The sequence below is a fragment of the Kitasatospora sp. NPDC051702 genome (assembly GCF_040681575.1).
Lineage (GTDB): Bacteria > Actinomycetota > Actinomycetes > Streptomycetales > Streptomycetaceae > Kitasatospora.
This window is the reverse complement of record NZ_JBFAZB010000021.1, coordinates 19224-38609: the sequence shown is the minus strand read 5'-3', so window position 1 is coordinate 38609 and position 19386 is coordinate 19224. Positions and strand designations below refer to the sequence as shown.

16 protein-coding genes and 1 tRNA gene are annotated in these 19386 nt (G+C 73.8%); 9 read left to right on the top strand and 8 right to left on the bottom strand.

Annotation, left to right across the window (positions count from 1 at the left end):
• The first annotated feature begins 193 nt into the window (after positions 1-193).
• From AB0N04_RS19115 to mscL, 3 genes are all read left to right on the top strand, one after another.
• Entirely contained in the window at positions 194-1558 is a 1365-nt protein-coding gene (locus AB0N04_RS19115) for an MFS transporter (protein WP_360213565.1), read from the top strand.
• 157 nt (positions 1559-1715) lie between these two features.
• Positions 1716-2045 (top strand): FmdB family zinc ribbon protein, encoded by a 330-nt coding sequence (locus AB0N04_RS19110; protein WP_360213563.1) that lies wholly within the window; start codon positions 1716-1718, stop codon positions 2043-2045.
• 674 nt (positions 2046-2719) lie between these two features.
• On the top strand, positions 2720-3139 hold the full coding sequence (gene mscL, locus AB0N04_RS19105; protein WP_360213559.1) for a large conductance mechanosensitive channel protein MscL: 420 nt from the start codon (positions 2720-2722) through the stop codon (positions 3137-3139).
• An 89-nt stretch (positions 3140-3228) separates the two neighbouring features.
• Here mscL and AB0N04_RS19100 read toward each other — a convergent pair whose 3' ends face one another.
• Positions 3229-3450 (bottom strand): hypothetical protein, encoded by a 222-nt coding sequence (locus AB0N04_RS19100; protein ID WP_360213557.1) that lies wholly within the window; start codon positions 3448-3450, stop codon positions 3229-3231.
• A gap of 188 nt (positions 3451-3638) precedes the next feature.
• The gene (locus AB0N04_RS19095; protein WP_360213555.1) at positions 3639-4610 is read right to left on the bottom strand and encodes a sigma-70 family RNA polymerase sigma factor; all 972 of its coding nucleotides are present in this window, start codon (positions 4608-4610) and stop codon (positions 3639-3641) included.
• Positions 4611-5034: 424 nt separating this feature from the next.
• On the opposite strand from AB0N04_RS19095, the gene AB0N04_RS19090 reads away from it, so the two are divergent.
• Together AB0N04_RS19090 and AB0N04_RS19085 are read left to right on the top strand one after the other, a co-directional pair.
• Positions 5035-5844 carry a phosphatase PAP2 family protein gene (locus AB0N04_RS19090; protein ID WP_360213553.1) on the top strand — a complete coding sequence of 270 codons (810 nt, stop codon included), beginning with the start codon at positions 5035-5037 and terminating at the stop codon, positions 5842-5844.
• A gap of 244 nt (positions 5845-6088) precedes the next feature.
• On the top strand, positions 6089-6973 hold the full coding sequence (locus AB0N04_RS19085; protein ID WP_360213551.1) for a carbon-nitrogen hydrolase family protein: 885 nt from the start codon (positions 6089-6091) through the stop codon (positions 6971-6973).
• A 131-nt stretch (positions 6974-7104) separates the two neighbouring features.
• On the opposite strand, the gene AB0N04_RS19080 is transcribed toward AB0N04_RS19085, so the two are convergent.
• From AB0N04_RS19080 to AB0N04_RS19065, 4 genes are all read right to left on the bottom strand, one after another.
• Positions 7105-7177: transfer RNA gene (locus AB0N04_RS19080), tRNA-Arg, on the bottom strand.
• 229 nt (positions 7178-7406) lie between these two features.
• Positions 7407-8693 (bottom strand): transglycosylase family protein, encoded by a 1287-nt coding sequence (locus AB0N04_RS19075; RefSeq protein ID WP_360213549.1) that lies wholly within the window; start codon positions 8691-8693, stop codon positions 7407-7409.
• A gap of 202 nt (positions 8694-8895) precedes the next feature.
• Positions 8896-10341 (bottom strand): hypothetical protein, encoded by a 1446-nt coding sequence (locus tag AB0N04_RS19070; RefSeq protein ID WP_360213547.1) that lies wholly within the window; start codon positions 10339-10341, stop codon positions 8896-8898.
• Positions 10342-10762: 421 nt separating this feature from the next.
• A complete protein-coding gene (locus AB0N04_RS19065) occupies positions 10763-10900 on the bottom strand; it encodes a hypothetical protein (RefSeq protein WP_360213545.1) in 138 nt (45 codons plus the stop codon).
• A 373-nt stretch (positions 10901-11273) separates the two neighbouring features.
• Here AB0N04_RS19065 and AB0N04_RS19060 point away from each other — a divergent pair, with 373 nt between their 5' ends.
• The gene (locus tag AB0N04_RS19060; protein ID WP_360213543.1) at positions 11274-12806 is read left to right on the top strand and encodes a glycosyltransferase family 39 protein; all 1533 of its coding nucleotides are present in this window, start codon (positions 11274-11276) and stop codon (positions 12804-12806) included.
• A gap of 175 nt (positions 12807-12981) precedes the next feature.
• Here AB0N04_RS19060 and AB0N04_RS19055 read toward each other — a convergent pair whose 3' ends face one another.
• Entirely contained in the window at positions 12982-15294 is a 2313-nt protein-coding gene (locus tag AB0N04_RS19055) for a serine hydrolase (protein ID WP_360213541.1), read from the bottom strand.
• A gap of 298 nt (positions 15295-15592) precedes the next feature.
• Between AB0N04_RS19055 and AB0N04_RS19050 the strand changes: the two genes are divergently transcribed.
• The 3 genes from AB0N04_RS19050 (at position 15593) to AB0N04_RS19040 (ending at position 18001) form a co-directional block, all read left to right on the top strand.
• Positions 15593-16333 (top strand): GPP34 family phosphoprotein, encoded by a 741-nt coding sequence (locus AB0N04_RS19050; protein ID WP_360213539.1) that lies wholly within the window; start codon positions 15593-15595, stop codon positions 16331-16333.
• Between the two features lie 601 nt (positions 16334-16934).
• Positions 16935-17795: a helix-turn-helix transcriptional regulator gene (locus AB0N04_RS19045; protein WP_360213537.1), complete on the top strand. Its 861-nt coding sequence runs from the start codon at positions 16935-16937 to the stop codon at positions 17793-17795.
• The gene (locus AB0N04_RS19040; RefSeq protein ID WP_360213535.1) at positions 17795-18001 is read left to right on the top strand and encodes a DUF397 domain-containing protein; all 207 of its coding nucleotides are present in this window, start codon (positions 17795-17797) and stop codon (positions 17999-18001) included. Before AB0N04_RS19045 ends, AB0N04_RS19040 begins: the two co-directional genes overlap by 1 nt.
• 129 nt (positions 18002-18130) lie before the next feature.
• On the opposite strand, the gene AB0N04_RS19035 is transcribed toward AB0N04_RS19040, so the two are convergent.
• Positions 18131-19246, bottom strand: a complete 1116-nt coding sequence (locus tag AB0N04_RS19035; RefSeq protein ID WP_360213533.1) for an ADP-ribosylglycohydrolase family protein — start codon at positions 19244-19246, stop codon at positions 18131-18133.
• Between the last annotated feature and the right edge of the window lie 140 nt (positions 19247-19386).

The window sequence follows — 19386 nt, the reverse complement described above, 5'->3', positions numbered from 1 at the left end:
TGATGGATACACCACACCCAGCATCTGCCTGACGCAGAGTTGGCGCGACCGCTCGGCGGCCGCGGTCCGGCCCCGGCCCACACGCCGGACCGGCCCGGTATCTACCCCGGTCGACGCGCGAGAGGACGACTCTCGGCGCCGTCGGGGCCACACCATGCCCTGCCGCGCTACCAGGCAGCAGGAAGGACCGACCGTGACGGCCCGCCGAACGGTCGACAACGCCGAGGACGCCGGCGCCACCAGCGCGCCCGCCCGCGTCGGCTACGGGGCGCTGCTCCGCACGCCCGGCGCCTGGACGTTCCTGGTGCCCGCGTTCGTCGCGCGGCTGCCCTACGCGATGCTCAGCATGGGCATCCTGCTGCTCGTCAAGGACACCCACGGCTCCTACGGCACCGCCGGCACCGTGACCGCCGTCGCCGCCGTCTCGCAGGCCCTGATCGGCCCGCAGACCGGCCGCCTCGCGGACCGGTACGGACAGGCCACCGTGCTCGTCCCCACCGTCCTGGTGCACGCCCTGTCGGTCGGCGTGCTGATCGCCCTCGCGCTCGGGCACGCCCCGGCCTGGACCCTGTTCCTGGCCGCCGTCCCGGCCGGTGCGAGCGTGCCGCAGATCGGCGCCATGGTCCGCGCCCGCTGGGTCGCCACCTTCGGCGCCGAGGGCGCGTCCGCCACCTCCGCCGCCAAGGTGAGCACCGCGTTCGCCTTCGAGTCCGTGACGGACGAGTTCACCTTCGTGGTCGGCCCGATCGTGGCAGCCAAGATCGCCACCTCGGTCAACCCCTCCGCCAGCCTGATCGCCGAGGCCGCGCTGACCCTCGTCGGCGGCCTGGTCTTCGCCACCCAGCGGCGCACCGCGCCCGCCCGGATCACGCCGCGCCCCGGCGCCCGGCGCGCCTCCGCCCTCTCCTCGCCCGGCGTCCGGCTGCTGGCCGGCGTCACCCTCGGGGTCGGCGCCGTCTTCGGCGGCATGCAGGTCTCGGTGAACGCCTTCGCCGACTCGGTCGGCCAGCACGACGCCTCCGGCACCGTGTACGGGATCTTCGCCGGCGGCTCGATGGTGGCCGGCGTGCTCTACGGCGTGATCGCCTGGCGGCACGCGGTGCAGCAGCGGATGATCGCCAGCTACGCGCTGCTGGTCCTGGGCTGCTCGACGCTGTGGGCCATGCCCAACCTGGTCGCGCTCTCCGTCGCCGGGCTGGTCTGCGGCCTGGCCATCGCACCGACCCTGATCAGCGGCTACACCCTGGTCGAGACGCTGGTCGAGGACGGCGCCAAGACCGAGGCCTTCACCTGGCTGACCGGCGCCATCGGCCTCGGCCTGGCGGTCGGCTCGATGGTGGCCGGCCAGCTGATCGACGCCAACGGGCCGTCCGCGGGCTTCCTGGTGCCGGTGATCGGCGCCGGCCTCGGCCTGGTCGCGCTGGTCGCGCTGCGACACCTGCTGGTCGCGCCCGGCGGCGCGGTCGGCGCCGGCGGTGCGGACGGGGCGACCGCGGCGGACGCGGCCCCGTCGGAGCACGCCGCGGCGCGGCAGCTGGTGGGTGCGGCCAAGGGCTGAGCCGGTACCCGCGGTCCGCGCCGGACCACCACCCCGGAACGGCGCGGGCGTTCAACCCGGCTCATCTCACACCGGAGTCGCTGGACTGATCCCGCGGAATGCCGCATCATTGACCATCGTTAGCACTCATCAGGCGAGAGTGCCAGGAGGAAGACAAGTGCCCACGTACCAGTACCAGTGCACCGAGTGCGGCAACGGCCTGGAGGCGGTGCAGAAGTTCACCGACGAGGCGCTGACCACGTGCCCCGACTGCCAGGGACGACTGCGCAAGGTCTTCTCGGCCGTGGGCGTCGTGTTCAAGGGCTCGGGCTTCTACCGCACCGACAGCCGCTCGTCCTCCAGCAGCTCGGTGGGCTCCGGCGGCTCGGCGTCGACCGGCTCGTCCTCGACGTCCTCGAACGGCTCGTCCTCGACCTCGACGTCCTCCTCGACGTCCTCCGCTTCGAGCTCCTCGAGCGCTTCGAGCCCGGCTCCGGCCGCGAGCTGATCACGGCGCCGGCCCGGCCGGCACCGTCGACGACACGGGACAGGCCCGTCACCCCCGCTCCGCGCGGGGGCGGCGGGCCTTCTCGTCGTTCCCGGGCGTCGTTCCGGGCCTCCTTCGTCGTTCCGGGCCCTTCTGGTGGTCCCAGGCCCTTCTCGTGGTTCCAGGCCCTTCTGGTGGCCCCGGACCGGCCCGGTCGTCAATCCGGCCGGCCGTACTCACTCCTGCGGGTGTACGGATTCGTCCACAGGGGCCGGGTTGTCCACAGGCTGCGGATAACGGCTTCCCGCGGCGGCGCCGGGCGCCCATCGTGTGGGTCAGCAGAACGCGGCCGGCCCGGCAGGGGCCGGCGCCCTACGACCCCGGTGGTGCCGATGTCCTCCCCGATCCTCTCGATCCCGCTGCCCGCGCCCACCGTCCCGCCCCGGCAGGAGGTGCCCCGGTTCCCGCCGATCCGGCGCGGCGCCGGCCGGTGGCACCGCTGGCGGCACGTCGTACGGCGGCGGGCCGGGGTGCCCGCGGCGGTGCTGCTCGCCGTGGCCGCGGCACTCGCGGTCGGGCCCGCCCGGGCCGGGCTGCCGCCCCCTCCGGGCGGCGCGGTGGGCCGGACGGGTTGTCAATCCGGAGCACTGGAAGATCACCCGTAACCGGGCGACGACTTCGTCGTTCACGGCGGCATGAAAGGCTTCAAGGAATTCCTGCTGCGCGGGAACGTCGTCGAACTCGCCGTCGCCGTCGTCATCGGCGCGGCCTTCACCAACATCGTCAACGCCTTCGTCAAGGGCGTGATCAACCCGATCGTCGGCGTGTTCGGGGCCAAGGACCTGGCGTCCTACAGCTCCTGCCTCAAGGGCCCCTGCGAGGTGAGCCCCACCGGCGAGGTCGTGTCCGGGATCTTCATCCTGTGGGGATCGGTGCTCAGCGCCGTCCTGCAGTTCATGATCACCGCGGCCGTCGTCTACTTCTGCCTGATCGTCCCCATGAACCGGTTCACCGCGCGGCGCAAGACCCTCGCCGAGTCCACCGCGGAGGCCGAGGCCAAGGAGGTGCTGCTGCTCACCGAGATCCGCGACGCGCTGGTCACCGCCCGGAGCTGACGGGCCGCACCACCCGCCCGGCCCCCGTCCGCGCCACGTCCGTTCCCGTCCCGTCCGTTCCCGTCCCCTTCGGCGCCGCTCGGCGCCGTTCAGTCCCCGTGGTGCGGCGGGCGCTGGTTCAGGTACCAGTCCAGCCCCCGCCCACCGCTCTCCCCCGCCCCGGGGCGGTCGCCCCAGCCGGCGTCGGTGTCGTCGCTCGACTGCTGGTCCAGCGGGTCACGGAAGACCAGCCGGGCCTTGGCCGCGGCCGGCTGCTCCTCGCGCTTCCGCTGGCCCCGGTCCTGCTCCTGCTCCTGCTCCTGCTCTTCCACCCTGCTCACTCCGCTGCTCGCCCGGATCGTTCCGCCCTCAAGCCTAGGCTCCGCGAACCGCGGGCCCCGGTGCGGAGTTCTCCGCACCGGGGCCCGGGAGGCCGGTCCGGTCGCGTGCCACGGCCGGGCGGCTCGCTCGGACCGGTGGGCCGGGTCGGTCGGCCAAGCCGCTCGGTCAGGCCGCTCGGTCAGGCCGCTTCGAAGCCCGCGTGGTCCGCGATCTTCTTCAGCTCGGCCAGCGCGTGCTTCTCGATCTGGCGGATCCGCTCGCGGGTGAGGCCGTGCTGCTTGCCCACCTCGGTGAGGGTGCGCTCGCGGCCGTCCTCCATCCCGTAGCGGGAGCGGATGATCGAGGCCGTGCGGTCGTCCAGCCGCCCGATCAGGTCGTCCAGCTCCTCGCGGCGCAGCATGACCATCACGGCGTCCTCGGGGGACGTCGCCCCGGTGTCCTCGACCAGGTCGCCGAACTGGGTCTCGCCCTCGTCGTCGACCGACATGTTGAGGCTGACCGGGTCACGGGCCCAGTCGAGCACGTCCTTGATCCGGGCCTCGGTGGTGTCCAGCTCGGCCGCGATCTCCGCCGGGTCGGCCTCGCGGCCCAGCTCCTTGGACTTCTCGCGCTGCACCCGGCGGATCCGCCCGAGCTCCTCGACCAGGTGCACGGGCAGCCGGATGGTGCGGGACTGGTCGGCGATCGAGCGGGTGATCGCCTGCCGGATCCACCAGGTGGCATAGGTGGAGAACTTGAAACCCTTGGCGTAGTCGAACTTCTCGACGGCGCGCACCAGGCCGGCGTTGCCCTCCTGGATGAGGTCCAGCAGCGGCAGGCCGCTGCGCGGGTACCGGCGGGCGACCGCCACGACGAGTCGGAGGTTGGAGCGGATGAAGACGTCCTTGGCGCGCTCCGCGTCCTCGGCTATCACCTCCAGCTCCTCGCGCGAGACGCCGTCGGGCAACCCGCCCTCGTCCAGCAGGTGCTGGGCGTACACGCCGGCCTCGATCCGCAGCGAGAGCTCGACCTCCTCGGCGGCATCGAGCAGGGGCGTCCTGGCGATCTCGTCGAGGTACATGCCGACCAGGTCACGGTCGGCCTCGAGGTTGGTCGGGCGGGCCGCGCGAGTCCGGTCGGCCCTGTCGCGAACGACGGCACGGGTGGCCATGCTTGCTCCCTTTGCTGGAATTGCCGAGCTCTGCCTGCCTGCCCCGAGAGGGCAAGAAGTGCGGGCCCCGCGGGGCTCACACGTAACGATCCAACGAACAGATTCCGGACAACATTCCCAAGTCACTCAGATTCTTCCGCGCCATGCAGTATCCTGCCGGTTTTCACCCCGGTTCTGGACGCTGGGTGACCGGCCGGGCACCTCCGGTGCCGATTCTGCGACCGCTTCCGAGCGGGTCGCTCACGCCCCGTGCACACGACCACCGCCCTACAGGGTGAACCGGCGGACGGGCACGGTCGTTCCCCGCGCCCCCGGCGATCACCCGCGCTCACACCCCGGCGCACGCAGGTTCTCCGCACAAACGATGCCGAATCGCTATCACTCCACGTCCCGATCGACCCGGGACACTGGGAAGGTGTCAGCCATGCACCTGACCAACAGCGCGACCTCAGTCACTGCGCGTCACCGCCGCCTGCTGCGGGACTCGGCGCTCGCAGTGGGCTGCGCCGCGCTGTTCGGCCTGCTGACCGTCCTGGTGACCGGGCACTGGCACCCCCTTGAACAGCTCGACCAGAGCTGGATCGACGAACTGCACATCTTCGCCAGGGAGCACCGGATCTGGACCGCCTCGGTGCAGACGCTCTCCGACATCGGCGGCACGATCACGATGCGTGCCCTCCTGGGGATCGCGGCCGCCTGGCTCTGGCTGATCGGCGCCCGGGTGCTGGCCGGCTGGGTGGCCGCCCAGACCCTGGTCGGCTGGGGCGCCCTGTGGGCACTGAAGCTGGCCGTCGACCGCAGACGGCCGTCCTTCGGGGACCCGGTCTCGCACGCCGGCGGCCCGGCCTTCCCCTCCGGGCACGCCATGGCCTCGGCGATCACCTGCGCGGTGCTGGTCGGCCTGGTCTGGTACCGGGTCCACCGCCGGGGCCGGACCGCCGCCTGCACGGTGGCCGCGGTCAGCGTGCTGACCATCGGGTGGACGAGGATCGCCCTCGGGGTGCACTGGCCGAGCGACGTGGTTGCCGGCTGGCTGGCTGCCGGGATCGTGCTGGGCGCCGTGACCGCCCTCGTCGAACTGTGGCGCCCGGGCGCGCTGGCCCGGGACGTCCGGCGGGTCAACTGGCGCACCAGGCCCCGGGTCCAGCGGATCATCGTGCCGTCCGTCCGGCCGCCGCGCGGAGCCGAACCGCAGGGCGACCCGGCGGACCACCCCGACGAGGCCGTCCGCTGACGCACCCGCCCGGGCGAAGCCGCTGACGCCCGGCCGCTGAGCACACGTCACGGTGTGCGGGTGGTGGTGCCGCTACCCCGGCGTCACCCGCGCACGCCGGCCGCCCACCGCCCGCCACCGATCCCCCACCGGGCCACCGGCCCGCCCCCTCGCCGGCCCACCCCGCCACCACCGCGCCGACCCGCCGGCACACGCGGGCACCTCGTCCGGAATCCGGACGCCACCGTCCGCTAGCGTGACGGTCATGAACGCCGCGCCCGCCGCCCCCGCCAGCCACCCCACCGAGGGCGGGTACCCGGAGCGGCCGCTGCGGATCGCCACCGTCCAGGCCCGGGCCGTGGCCGGCGACATCGCCGCCAACGCCGCCCAGGCGGCCGAGTTGATCCGCGAGGCCGCCCGGGCCGGCGCCCGCCTGGTGCTGTTCGCCGAGAAGTTCCTCGCCGGCTACGAGATCGGGCTGATCACCTCGGACCCGCTCACCCACGCCGTCCAGCCCGCCGACCCGCGGCTCGCGCCGGTCGCCGACGCCTGCCGCGCGACGGGCACCGCCGCGATCGTCGGCGCCGCCGTGCAGGACGGTGCCGACCTGCACATCTCCGCCCTCGTCATCGGCCCGGACGGCGGCTTCGTCACCCGCTACGACAAGCAGTTCCTGTTCAAGGCCGAGCGCGACCACTTCCGCCCCGGGACGACCGGCTGCACGCTGGAGCTGGACGGCTGGCGGCTCGGCCTCGGCGTCTGCTACGACTCGGGCTTCCCCGAGCACGCCCGCGCCGCGGCCCTGGACGGCTGCCACGCCTACCTGGTGGGCGCCCTGTTCAGCGTGGGCCACGGCCACCACGAGTCCCGCACCTGGTTCCCCGCCCGCGCGCTCGACAACACGCTCTACACCGTGCTCGCCAACCACATCGGCCACACCGGCGGTTGGCACACCTGCGGCGGCAGCGCGGTCTGGGCGCCGGACGGCCGACTGCTCGCCGAGGCGGGCGAGGACGGCCGCGAACTCGTCGTCGTCGACCTCGACCCGGGGGTGCTGCGGACCGTCCGGGAGACCGAGACGCTGCTGGCCGACCTCGCCCTGGCCGGCGGACGCCCCGCCGCAGCGCGCCACCGCTTCACCCTGGCCTGAACCGTCCGCCGGACCGGACCGGCACGGCTGGGGCACGACTGGGGCACGGCACGACGGGGGCACGGAACGGCGAAGGCCCAGGTCCGAGGGGATTCACCCTCCGGCCTGGGCCTTTTCTGCGTCCTGCGTCGTGCCCCAGACAGGAATCGAACCTGCGACACCGGCTTTAGGAGAGCCGTGCTCTATCCCCTGAGCTACTGAGGCGGGATCCGCCGGGGAGCGGCTGCGTCCCGTTGGCGGATCCTTGGCGGCCGGCCCGAGGGCAAGCCGTCACGGGGCCAGTGTAGCGGGTCGGGCGACGGCCGGGCGGCGGGTACGTGATCTTGCGCTCGGCGGTCCGGGCGTGCCACCGGCCGCGGCGGCCCGGGCGGGTCGCCGCGGCCGGTGGCCGCCGCGGTCTGCGGTCGTACCCGACGGGCCACCGCGGGGCGGGTCAGCCCCGGGAGACGACCATCTGGGCCCCGCCGTCCGGCATGCCGGCGATGGAGACCTTCTGCCCGGCGAAGGCGGTGTTCCACCAGCCCTGCCAAGTGCCGGAGGCGTAGCGGGCGTTGTGGTAGACCTTGCCGTCGTTGCCGACCGCGATCAGCTGGGTGTCACCGCTCGGCATGCCGGTGATCGCGAAGCTGGTGGCCTGGAAGCCCGCCGCGCCGCCGAAGCCGTCCACGGCGCCCCAGCCCTGCCAGGAGCCGCTCGCGAGGCGGATGTTGTGGTAGAGCTTGCCGTCGCTGCCGGAGGCCAGCAGCTGCGCGTCACCGTTGGGCAGGCCGGCTATCGCGACGTCCTTCGCCTGGAAGGTGTCCGCTCCGAAGCCGGCGACGGCGTTCCAGCCCTGCCAGGAGCCGCTCACGGAACGGACGTTGTGGTAGACGTTGCCGTCGTAGCCGACGATCAGCACCTGCATGCTGCCGTCCGGCAGGCTGGCGGCCGCGATCTTCTGGGCGCCCCAGTCGCCGACCTGCGCCCAGCCCTGCCAGCTGCCGGAGGCGTAGCGGGCGTTGTGGTAGATCTTCCCGTCCTTGCCGATGGCCATCAGCTGGCTGTCGCCGTTCGACATGCCGACGATCGCCTCGCCCTGGGCGGCGAACCGCGCGGCGCCCGCGTAGCCGTCCACCGGCGCCCAGCCCGTCCAGGAGCCGTTCGTGTAGCGGGCGGTGTGGTACAGGTTCCCGTCCGCGCCGGTGGCCAGCGTCTGGGTCGACCCGTCCGGCGTGGCCGCGATGGCGTCCTGGGTGCCGTTGAAGAAGGCGGCGCCGCCGTAGCCGTTCAGCGGGCTGAAGGACGTCCAGTTGCCGTCCGCGAGGCGGGTCGCGTGGTACAGGTCGCCGGCCTTGCTGACGGGGGTGGTCGGCCCCGGGTACGGGTCGGCGTGGTCGCTGCCCAGGCCCGCGTTGCAGCTCGGCCAGGCGCCGGTGCCCTGGCCGGCCAGGATCCGCTCCGCCGTCATGATCTGCTGCTGCTTGGTGGCCTGGTGCGGCAGCGGTGCGTACTGGGTGCCGCCGAAGGCCTCCCAGGTGCTCTTGGTGATCTGCAGGCCGCCGTAGAACTGCCAACCGGCCTTGTAGTAGCTCCAGTTTCCGCTGCTCTCGCACTGTGCGACGCGTTCCCAGGTGGCCACCGAGGCGGCCTGGGCGGAGCCGGTGGCGACCGTGGAGAGGGTCAGGGCGGCCAGCGCGGTGAGGGTGAGCGCGGCTGCGCGGCGGCGGGGTGCGCGGGACATCGGGTCCTCTTTCTCGGAGGGGGACGGCTCGCGCGGGACGGAGCCGGGGGCGGGCGGAGCGGCGGGGCCTGAGCGGCGGCGTCGCGCGGCGGGGCGTGAGCGGCGGCGAGCGGCGCGACGGTGAGCGTGGGCGGCGGGGTGCCGGCCCACCGCGGGTGAGCGGCGGCGGTGGGCCGGCGGGTGGGTCCGGCGGGCGGGACGGTCAGTTGTAGGTGCCGCCGATGGAGACGGCGTAGTGGTTGCCGCTGACGCCGTTCAGCTGGATCGGGGCCGCCGGGTCCCAGCTGCCGGCACCGTCCCGGATGGTGTGCATGATCCGGTCGTCGTTGGTGATGAAGACGGCCTGGAACTCTCCGTCGACGTTGGCGGCGCTGACCCGGTTGGCGGTGAACGAGCCGATCACGGGGGCGAGCTCGGCGAACTGCTGCCAGCTGCCGTTGCCGTAGCGGACGCCGTGGAACTGCCGGCCGTCGTTGGTCACCACGACGATCTGCGCGTCGGCACCGGTGCCGGCGACGGCGACGTCCTGGGCGGGGCCGATGTTCCCGGCGGCATCGTAGGCGTTGCCCCAGCCCGACCAGTTCCCGTCGACGGCGCGCACGGTGTGGAGGACGGTGCCGTCCGAGACGGCCACGACCTGGAGTACGCCGTTGACGCTCGCCGCCGAGGCGCTGGTCACGGGGCCGCCCGCCGGGGTGATGTCGCCGAAGTGCATCCAGGTGCCGTTGGCGAGGCGCGCCGTGTGGAAGAGCCTGCCGTTGGCGACCGCGAGGACGTGCAGGTCGCCGCCGATCGAGACCGCCGAGACCTTGGTGACGCTGCCGAGCTGGTTGGTCTGCGGGCCGATGTCGCTGAAGCGGTCCCAGGAGCCGCCGGAGTGGCGGATGGTGTGGTAGATGTTCCCGTCGCCGCCGACGGCGAGCACGTGGGTGTCCCCGTTGATGCCGGCGTCCGCGATGGACTGGACGCCGCCGATGTCGCCGGCCGCGCTCTCGACGTTGCCGAAGCCGGTCCACGTGCCGTTGGAGGAGCGGGTGCTGTGGAAGACGTTGCCGCCGCCGTTCACCACCACCTGGGCGCCCCAGCCCACGGCGTTCTGCTTGGGCGGCAGCGGGGCGCTGTCGACGGTGTTGTCGTAGCGGTACGGCATGTACCCGCCGGAGATCAGGTAGCTGCGCGAGTAGGTGGTCTTGCGCGCGGTCAGCCCGGGCTTCGGCTCCTCGTAGATGACGGCGGTGTTGTGGCTGCCGTCGGTCCAGCCGGCGAACAGCACGACGTGCGTGCTGATGTTGTCGATCATGTCGCCGGGCTTCAGGTCGTCGAGGCTCCCGAGCTTGGTGGACACGTCGTCGAGGGTGGAGGTGACCCGGCTGGATCCGAGGTGCCACGCCATCGAGACGAATCCGGAGCAGTCCTGCCGGTAGGAGCCGTTGCTGTCGCTGTGCCACAGGCTCTGGCTGTACGGCACGCCCTGGTCGACCCAGTTCTGGGCGCGGGCGATGATCTCGTCCCGGCTGATCGCGCCGTTGACCGAGGAGCTGCCCACGGCGTGCGCCTGGGTGGTCAGCGAGACGGTCGAGACGGCCGCGCCGAGGGCGAGGGCACCGGCCATGGCGACGTTGGCGAGCTTGGTGCGGTTCACGGGCATGACGGATCTCCAGAGGGAGCGGGGGGAGGCTGGTGACTGGGCCCGGCCTCGGTGGCGGTGGGGCCCGACGACGGAGGGCGACCGTGCGCGCGGCTTGCGGCGTGCGGTGCGCTGTGTGCGGGGCGTCCGGTCGGCCGGCCTGCGGGAACGGCCGACCGGTGACGCCGCGGAGCGGCGGTGCCGGGACTTCGGGGCGCGGCGGTGCCGGGAGACCGGCGTGCGGCGCCCGGGTGCGGACCCGGGGGACGGCTGCCCTGCAGGAGCAGCCGGTCGGGTCGGGTCCGGACGGGTTCCGGGGGTCCGGGGCTTCCGGATCGTGCGGCGAGGCGGTGCGGCGGGGTGGTGCGGCCCTACGGCCTGCCGGCCGTCACGGCCCCTCGGGTCCTCCGGGGGCCCGGGGCTCCTGGGTCCTCGCGGACCGTCAGCCCCAGATCATGTCGCCGGCGACCACGGCGGTGGTCGGCGGGGCGGTCGCGGCCTGGGCGGCGACGGCGGTGCCGAGGGCGACGACGGTGAGGGTGGCGACCGCGGCGGCCTTGGCGATGACGGTGCGGAGCATGACGGTGTCCTCTTCTACGGGTGCGACGGCTGGGTGGGTCCGGTGGTCGCGTCCCGCGGTGACGGATCCTCCGGCGCCGTCCGGAGCGGTGCTCCCTGGCGGCGATCACTAGCTTCGTCGCAGCTCAGCGGCGGTGGAAGGGAATCCGGCTGGCCGGAAACGTCCCTGGACCGTTCCGGCCAGGGGTGCCCTGGAGTCGCCCTGCGCGTCCCGAGCGCGTCCGGTGCGCGCGCGGTCCGTGACGGCCCGGTCACCGGGCCGGCGCCGGCGCGGCCGTGAGCGCGGGTGCCGACGGGGCGTCAGGGCGGGTCAAGTAGCCTGCGGGAAAGTGTTCGATCCGCCGGCCCGCCGTACGAAGGAGACGAAGGACCCGATGAGACCTGCTGGGCGCCCGGTGGTCCGACTGCTGGGGCAGGTGTGGCTGTGGCCCGCGGTGGTCATGCTGGCGGTGGGCGGGTACCGGCTGGGGACGCCGGATCTGTGGCGGGACGAGATGGCGACCTGGACGGTGGCCACCCGGTCGCTGGGCGACCTGCTGCGGCTGCTCCAGCACATAGACGCCAGCAACGGCGCCTACTACCTGGTGATGCACGTCTGGACGGCGGTGTTCGGCGACTCGACGGTGGCGCTGCGGATGCCGTCCGTGCTGGCCATGGCCGGGGCGGCCGCGTTCGTGGCGCTGACCGCCGAGCGGATGTTCGGCAACCGGGTGGCGGCCGTCGGCGCCGGGCTGCTGTTCACGGTGCCGCCGGAGGTCTCCCGGTACGCGCAGGAGGCCCGCGCCTACGCGTTGGTGACCTGCGCGATCGCGGCGGCCACCTGGTTCCTGCTGCGGGCCCTGGAGCAGCCGACCTGGCGCCGCTGGGCGCCGTACTGCGTGGCGATGGCGCTGGCCGGAGCCGGCCACCTGATCTCGTTCAGCACGGTGGCCGGCCAGGCCGCGCTGGTGCTGCTGCACCTGTGGCGCACCCGCGGGTCGGTGGACCGGCGGCTGCTGTGGCGGTACCCGCTGGCGGTGCTGGTGGCCACCCTGCCGGTGCTGCCGGTGGTGCTGCTGGGCAGCCGGCAGTCGGACCGGCAGTTGGGCTGGATCGAGAAGCCGTCGGCGGGCGGCCTGCTGCACTTCGGCGAGCACCTGTTCGGCTCGCACCTGGTGTTCTACGCCTTCGCGGTGCTGGCGCTGCCCGCGCTGCTGCTGCCCGGCCGGCGGGTGCAGGCCTGGCAGGCGCTGCTGCTCGCGGAGCTGCCGGTGGTGGGCGTGTGGGTGGTGTCGCAGGGCGACACCTCGTACTTCATCGAGCGGTACCTGCTCTTCACGATGCCGGCCTGGGCGGTGCTGGCCGGTGGCGGGGTCGGCGCGGCGTACGGCTTCGCGACGGGCCTGGCCGGGCGCTTGCGCCTCCGCTCGGGGGCCCGGGTGGCTGCGGGGGCGCTGGCCGTGGGAATGCTGGCCGTCCCGGCCGCGGCGGCGCTGCCGAAGCAGCCCGCGGTGCGCTACGTGGGCTCGCACAACGGCTCGGAGGAGCCGTTCCGGGCGGCCGCCGCGGTGATCGCGGCCGGCTACCGCGCCGGGGACGGCATGGCGGCCCCGCTGGGCGACCAGTCCTGGGCGATGGTCTGGCCGGGGGTGAGCTACTACCTCCCGTCGGACGTGCACCCGTACCCGGTGTTCGTCGCGCAGAGCGCCGACGACGCGGAGGACCTGTCGCCCGCGGTCTGCGACCTGCCGGCCTCCTGCCTGGGGCAGGGCGCGCGGATCTGGCTGCTGGTGCTCGGCGACACCCGGGACCCGCTCACGGCCGTCCCGGACGACGAGGCGCAGGCGCTGCGGGCCCGGTACGGCACACCGGACCAGGTGACGCCGGTCGGCGGGTTCACCGTCGCGCTGCTCGACCGCGACAGCTAGCGCGTGTCTTTCGGATCACGCCATAGCGCGCCGGGCCTGCGCCACGCCGGGACGTCCGGCGCGACGGGCCGCGGCCGTGTGGAGACGCCCGAGGGGGAGCCGGACCGACCGGCTCCTCCTCGGGCGTCTCGTGGGCCCCGGACCGCCGCGCGGGGCGCGGCCCGGAGCGGGCGGCTCAGAGCACGCGGACGAGCCTGGACTGGATGGACGGCGGGTTGAGGTCCGTCTGGAGGGCCACCGGGACCTCCACCCGGTCGTCGCCGGCGCCGACCCGCAGCGTGCCGACCTGCTGGCCGGCCTTGGCGGTGTGGCCGACCTTGCCGGTGTCCAGGGTGACCGTGCCGGTGACGCCGGGGAAGCCGGCCACCACGAGGTCCTTGGTCGCGACGACCGGGACCTTGCCGCCGAGGCCGTCGTCCACCGTGCCGACGACGTCGCCCTTCTTCACCACGGTCTGGCCGGTCAGCCCGGTCTGCGCGGCCTGGATCTGCTTGCCGCTGACCTTCAGCACGGTGGGCAGGATGCCGTCGCCCGGAGCCGCGGAGGTGGCCGGCTGGCCGAGGGTGACGCCGAGGATCAGTCGCTTCACCCCGCCGACCTCCTTGTAGGCGGCCCACATCAGGCAGCCGCCGGCCGGGGTGCTGGACCCGGTCTTCACGCCGATGACACCGGTCTTCGGGTTGATCAGGTTGTTGGTGTTGTTGATCTTCTGGTTGCCGAAGGTGGTGTCCGGGGTGGACACGATCTGCCGGAAGATCTCGTCCTGCATGACCTGCTCGGCCAGCTTCAGCTGGTCCTTGGCGGTGGACTTGGTGTCCGCGTTGTAGCCCGCCGGGTCGGCGTAGGTGGTGTTGCCCATCCCGAACTTGGCCGCGGTGTCGTTCATCAGCTTGACGAACGCCTCCTCGGAGCCGGAGTGGAAGCGGGCGAGCAGCCGGGCCACGTTGTTGGCGGACGGCAGCATCAGCAGCTCCAGAGCCTGGTACTCGGTCAGCACCTGGCCCTCGGTCAGCGGCACCCGCGACTCGTCGAGGTTGCCGGACTCCTGCGCGGCCTGCTTGTCGACGGTGATCTTCGGGCCGCTCTCCCCCTTCTTCAGCGGGAACTTCTGCAGGACCAGGTAGGCGTTCATCACCTTGGTGACGCTGGCGATCGACGCCGGCGTCTCCTGACCGGAGCTGCCGAGGCTGCCGACGCCGACCACCTCGGCCGCGGACTGGCCCTTGGCGGGCCAGGCGAGGTCGAGCGGGTCGCCGGAGAAGCCGTAGCTGCCCGCGACGCTCATCCGGACCTTGGCGTCCGGCAGCGGGCGCAGCAGCTGGGCCACCACGACCGCGCCGAGCACGACGGCCAGGAAGACCGTCCAGATGGTCACCCGCTTGAGCGCGCGGCGCAGCGGCGAGACCGGGCGCGCGTTGAGGGTGGCCAGCACGTCCATCGCCTCGGCGGTGTTCTCCGGCGAGGGCAGCGGCTCCGGGGCGGGCAGCGGCTCGGGCCCCGGCAGCGGCGGGACGGGCGGCACCGGCTGCGGGTCGGGCCGGGGCAGCGGGCTCGGCGCCGGGGCGGGCCGGGGCGCGGGGGCGGGGGCCGGCTTCGGCAGCGGCTCCGGGGCCGGCTCGGGTTCCGGCAGGGGCTTGGGCGCCGGGTGCGGCTCGGGCTCCGGTTCGGGGACGGGGGCCGGCTCGGGCAGCGGGCCGGGCGCCGGGGGCTCGGGCACGGTGCCGGCCGAGGAGCCCGCGGCGCGCAGCGGCACGGGCTTCTCCGGCTCCTCGGCCCGGGCGGGCTCGGCGGGCTTGGCGGGCTTGGCGAGCCGCACCGGCCGGGCGGGCACCGCGCTCGGGGCGGGTCCGGCGGCCCGGTCGGCTTCGGGGGCCCCGGCGGATTCGGTCGCCGCGGCGGCCCCGTCGGTCTCGGCCTTCGGAGCGGCCGCGTCGGCCCCGTCGGCCTCGGCCGCCGTCGGCTCCGCGGCCCGGGTGGCCCCGGCGGGCGCGCCGGGGTTCGGCGTGTCGCCCTCCGCTCCGGCCTCCGCCGCGGACTCCGCGACCGGCTCCGCCGGCTTCGAAGCCGCCTTCGCGGGCTTCGTCGCGCCCGTCCGGATGGCGAGACGCGGGTCGGCGCCGGCCGGGCGCCCGGCCTTCTCCTCCGTGGCGCCCTCGGCCGACGCGTCGTCGGTCTCCCGGGCCCCGTCTCCGGAACTCCCGTCGTCCGAGGGCTCGGCCGGCTCCGGGGGCAGCCGCAGCGCGGTGGTCGCGTTGTCCACCGGGAGCCGCAGCATCGTGGTCCTGCTGTCCACATCCCGGACACGGAGCTGTACGGTCGAGCCGCGCTTGGCCCCCGCCCCGGGCGTGTCACCCGCCGCGGGGGCGGCCTCCCGGTCGGTGCTGCCGTCCGGGTCCGCACCGGTGCCGGCGGCCGCCCCGGCCCCCTCGCGTTCGCGCTCCTGCGCCCGCTCGCCGTCCCTCAGCACCCTGTCGGGGGACTCGCCCACGTATCCCAGCCTCCTCAACGCCCGGCGGGGCACCGGCAGACCCGATTTCGGGAAGCCGACGCCCCGCCCCGTGTACCTGTACAGTCTCCGCCACCGGCGGCCGATCCCGCCGCGCACACCCCGCCCGACCGGCCCTTATTGCCGCCGCACGGCCGTACCGCGGTCTGTTCACCGGTCAGACGCAGGGCCCGCCGTTCCCGGTTCCCCGCCTTCACCGCAAGGTCACGATTCGGAGGCGTACTCGACAAGCCCGTGTGAGAGGCGTCACCCTGTCTCTCATCCACGCGGGGAGGCTTGGATGGGCAAGAGCCGCAGAACTGTTCCCGAGGAACTCTTGCTGCTCGCTTTGGACCCGACCACGGGTACCACGGCGCAGCCGCAGACCCTCGACCTCGGACTCGCCGGGGCGCAGCTCGTCGAGCTGTCCCTGGCCGGACGGATCGTACCTGAGGGAGACCGGATCGCCGTCGTGCTCGCACGGCCGACCGGCGACCCGACGCTGGACCACGCACTGGAGCTGCTGCGCCGACGCGGCAGTCCGGTCCGTGCGGCGCACTGGATCGGCGGGCCCCGGCTGGGGCTGCGGCAGACGTACCTGGCGCACCTGGAGCGCTGCGGCATGGTCACGGCCGTGCCGGGCCAGGTGTGCGGGGTGCTGCCGACGACCCGTTACCAGGCGTCGGAGGACTGCACCAACGCCGCGATCAAGCAACGGCTGGACACCGCGATCCGGACCGGCGTGCCGCCGGACCCGCGGACGGCCGCGCTGGCCGCGCTGGCGCACTCGGTGGGCCTGGGCAAGCACCTGTACCCGGGCAACGAGGGCCGCTCGTCGCGGTCGCGGCTGCGCGACCTGATCCGGTACGACCCGCTGGGCGGTATGGTCGCGCACGCCGTGATGGACGTGCAGAACGGCCTGCCGGCTCAGCAGAACCGTTCGTCCCAGGGCTCCGCGACCGCCACCGGCCGCTCCACCGCCCGTGCGGCGGGCCGGGGCTCCGGCGGGCGGGTCGCCGCGTCCAGGGTCGGCGTCCGCTGAGCGGGTCCGCCGCCCCGGCGGGCGGCACGCGGCCCGGGGCGGTGACCGGTCCGGGCCCGGTGCGCGGCGGGCACCGTCCGCGGCGCACGCACCATCCGCAGGGCCCGCACCACACGCACGACACGCCCGGCCTCGCGCCCGGCGGCGCGTGCCACCGCGCACACGCCGCCCGACGGCGCTGAGCGACCCGACGCACCACCCGCACCACCCGCGCCACCAGAGAGCACGGAGGGGCGGTCGCCCCGCGACGGAAGTCGCGCGGTGACCGCCCCTCTGCCGTCCCCCGGCGAGCCCGCCACGGCCCGCACCGGGGGACGTCCGGCGGAGTCTGTCCTCGCATGTGCCACCGGCACGTGCACCGCCGGGGTAGACAAGTAGCAAGATGAGTCCGAGCCGTTGAGCCGCATTACCACGGGCCGGCCCTCGCCGTCTCACAGAAGTGCTTTTCCGACGATCTGTTCTACTGCGCTGCTGTGATTCCCCGGCGCCGACCTGGCCCAAGGTGACATGCTGCTCCGAGTCAGGGGGGTTGGTCCCAATGTCCGAAGTGTTCCGAGGGCTGCCGTTCCAACGATCACCAGAGGTCCGGCCGGAGGTCGACGTGTCCGCCAACATCAATCCCACCGTGCGCCGCCGACGTCTCGGCTCGGAACTGCGCAAGCTCCGCGAGGGGCTCGGGATGACCGCGGAGGAGGTGGCCGGCCGGCTGATGGTCTCCCAGTCGAAGATCAGCCGCCTGGAGAACGGCCGCCGCAGCATCAGCCAGCGGGACGTCCGCGACCTCTGCGACGTCTACCTCGTGAACGACGAACAGATGCGCTCCAGCCTGATGGAGATGGCCAAGGAGTCCCGCCAGCGCGGCTGGTGGCACGACTTCAACGACATGCCGACCCCGTACAGCGTCTACATCGGGCTGGAGGCCGAGGCCTCCTCGATCCGCGCCTACGAGTCCTCCTTCGTCCCCGGGCTGCTGCAGACCGAGCAGTACGCCCAGGCCGTCGTCGAGGGCACCCAGCCGGACACCGACGCGCTCGCCGTGCAGCGCAGGGTGCAGGTCCGGATGAAGCGCCAGGACCGCGTCCAGGGCGAGAACCAGCTGGGCAGCCTGTGGACCGTCATAGACGAGGCGGTGCTGCGGCGCGAGGTCGGCAGCCGCGAGGTGATGGCCCAGCAGCTCAAGCACATGATGGAGCTGAGCCAGCGTCCGAACATCACCATCCAGGTGATCCCGTTCTCGCACGGCGCCCATCCCGGCATGACCGGGACATTCTCCCTGCTCGAGTTCCCCGAGTCAGCCGATTCCACGGTTGTCTACTTCGAAGGGGTGACGAGCGATCTCTACCTGGAGAAGGAGGCCGACGTGCGCCGCTATACCGGTCTGTACGACTACCTGAGGGCGGCGGCGCTCGGCGTGGCGGAGAGCCGGTCACTGATAGCTGAGATTGAAGAGGGATACCACTGATGAGCACCTCCGAGCACGGAACCCGCTGGCGCAAGAGCAGTCACAGCGGCGGCAACGGCGCCTGTGTCGAGATCGCCACGCCGGCCGCGGGGGCGGTGGCGGTACGGGACTCGAAGGACCCTCAGGGACCACGTCTGCACTTCTCCACCGAGGCCTGGAACGCGTTCGCCAGCGCCGCGGCGGCGGGGGTGTTCGGCGGGTTCTGATCCGGCTCCGTGCTCGGCCCAGTTGCCCGTAGCGGTGCCCGTCGCCCGGCGGCGGCGGCCGACGCTACGGGCAACTGCCGTTCCCGGCGGCCCGCGACGCCCCACCGCGGGGCCGCATCCGACCCGGGGTCAGCGCACCACGGGGTACCGGACCGCCCAGGCCGAACCCTCCGGGCTCCGCGGGTCGTGCAGTTCGGCGCCGTGCATCAGTTCCAGCACGAAGTCGTCGGCGAGTTCGAGGATCGCGCCGCGGCCCTCCAGCCCGGCCACCAGCCCGGGCGGCAGCGCGGTGTCGCCGTGCAGCACTCCGAGCAGACTGCCGCAGACCGCCCCCGTGGAGTCGCTGTCCCCGGAGTGGTTGACGGCCAGCAGCAGGCCCGAGCGCACGTCGTGCGCGACCAGCGCGCAGTAGACCGCGATCGCCAGCGCCTCCTCGGCGACCCACCCCTCCCCCAGGGCCTCCACCCGGTCCGCGGACGGCTCGCCGGCCCGGACGGCGTCCAGCGCGGCCCGCAGCGCGGCGGTGGTCTCCTCGTGCGCCTGCCGCTCGGAGAGCAGGGCCAGCGCCAGGTGGACGCCCTCCTCCAGCGTGCCGCCGCGGGCGACGCTCTGGACGATCACCGCGAACGCGCCCGCCGCGAGGTAGCCGGTGGGGTGGCCGTGGGTGAGCACCGAGCACTCCACGGCGAGCTGGAACACCAGGCCGGGCTCCCAGGTGGTGAGCAGCCCGAACGGCGCCGCCCGGACCACCGTGCCGCAGGCCTTGGAGTGCGGGTTCTTGGGCCGCTCCACGGTGCCGAGGCGCTCGCCGTCGGGCCCGGTGAGGCCGGTCAGGCAGCCCTGACCGGGGGCGCGCCGGGCGTACAGCCACTCCTCGCGGCCGAGCCAGCCGAGGTCGGGGCGGCGCTCGTCGGGGCCCCAGTCGTGCTGGGTGGCGGCCCAGCGCAGGTAGGCCAGGTGCAGGTCGGTGGGCGGGTGCCAGCTGCCGGTGTCGCGGCGGATGTGGGCGCGGATCAGGCCGTCGACGGTGAACAGCGTGAGCTGGGTGTCGTCGGTGACGGCGCCGGTGCGCCCGTACGCGGGGACGTAGCCGGTGACGCCGGCGGCCCCGTACTGGGCGCGGATCTTCTCGAGCGGCTCGAACTCGACGCCGGCGCCGAGCGCGTCACCGATGGCGCCGCCGAGCAGACAGCCCCGCACCCGGCTGCGGAAGTCCTGCTGCTGGGCGCGTGACCACAGTGGCATCACGACGGGGCGCCTTTCCTCGGGGTGGGGGCTGCGCGGGGCACGGCCGGTCGCGCCCTGGCACTGTATTCGAAGGTCCGAACGTATCGACGGGATCCCTCGCACACCAGCACTTCAACAAACTGTTGCCGATCAGCCGT

Bases quoted from the DNA above. Each gene is read 5' to 3' on its own strand.
- mscL (WP_360213559.1), top strand. From the start codon at position 2,720: ATGAAAGGCTTCAAGGAATTCCTGCTGCGCGGGAACGTCGTCGAACTC.
- AB0N04_RS19095 (WP_360213555.1), bottom strand. From the start codon at position 4,610: ATGGCCACCCGTGCCGTCGTTCGCGACAGGGCCGACCGGACTCGCGCG.
- AB0N04_RS19090 (WP_360213553.1), top strand. From the start codon at position 5,035: ATGCACCTGACCAACAGCGCGACCTCAGTCACTGCGCGTCACCGCCGC.
- AB0N04_RS19085 (WP_360213551.1), top strand. From the start codon at position 6,089: ATGAACGCCGCGCCCGCCGCCCCCGCCAGCCACCCCACCGAGGGCGGG.
- AB0N04_RS19075 (WP_360213549.1), bottom strand. From the start codon at position 8,693: ATGTCCCGCGCACCCCGCCGCCGCGCAGCCGCGCTCACCCTCACCGCG.
- AB0N04_RS19070 (WP_360213547.1), bottom strand. From the start codon at position 10,341: ATGCCCGTGAACCGCACCAAGCTCGCCAACGTCGCCATGGCCGGTGCC.
- AB0N04_RS19065 (WP_360213545.1), bottom strand. From the start codon at position 10,900: ATGCTCCGCACCGTCATCGCCAAGGCCGCCGCGGTCGCCACCCTCACC.
- AB0N04_RS19060 (WP_360213543.1), top strand. From the start codon at position 11,274: ATGAGACCTGCTGGGCGCCCGGTGGTCCGACTGCTGGGGCAGGTGTGG.
- AB0N04_RS19050 (WP_360213539.1), top strand. From the start codon at position 15,593: ATGGGCAAGAGCCGCAGAACTGTTCCCGAGGAACTCTTGCTGCTCGCT.
- AB0N04_RS19040 (WP_360213535.1), top strand. From the start codon at position 17,795: ATGAGCACCTCCGAGCACGGAACCCGCTGGCGCAAGAGCAGTCACAGC.
- AB0N04_RS19035 (WP_360213533.1), bottom strand. From the start codon at position 19,246: ATGCCACTGTGGTCACGCGCCCAGCAGCAGGACTTCCGCAGCCGGGTG.